Here is a 451-nt window from a genome sequence, read left to right as displayed (position 1 = left end):
GGCAAATCGACCATCGCCAACCTCTTCGAGAAGAAGCTGTTCGCCACCGGCCGCCACACCTACATCCTGGATGGCGATAATGTTCGCCACGGCCTCAATCGCGATCTTGGCTTCACCGACGCCGACCGCGTCGAAAACATTCGCCGCGTTGCGGAAGTGGCGCGCCTGATGGCCGATGCCGGGCTGATCGTCATTGTTTCCTTCATTTCGCCCTTCAGCGCGGAGCGGCGCATGGCCAGGGAGTTGATGGCCAACGGTGAATTCGTCGAGGTGTTTGTCGATACACCCTTTGAGGAATGCGCCAGACGCGATCCGAAGGGTCTCTATGCGCGGGCGTTGAATGGCGAAATCAAGAATTTCACCGGCGTCGATTCCCCGTATGAGGCTCCTGAAAACCCCGAAATCCATCTCAAGACACTCGGCAAGTCTGCCGAGGAGATGGTAGAGGCCC

Annotated in this window: 1 protein-coding gene; it reads left to right on the top strand. The window is 58.5% G+C overall.

The window, feature by feature from the left end; all coding sequences use genetic code 11:
• Positions 1-451, top strand: a 451-nt coding sequence (gene cysC / locus EOA13_RS37525; RefSeq protein ID WP_127298069.1) for an adenylyl-sulfate kinase, incomplete at both ends; no start/stop codon positions are given.

The sequence above is a fragment of the Mesorhizobium sp. M7A.F.Ca.US.011.01.1.1 genome (assembly GCF_003998295.1).
Lineage (GTDB): Bacteria > Pseudomonadota > Alphaproteobacteria > Rhizobiales > Rhizobiaceae > Mesorhizobium.
The sequence above is the reverse complement of the archived record's forward strand: the minus strand, read 5'-3'. Positions and strand labels throughout refer to the sequence as shown.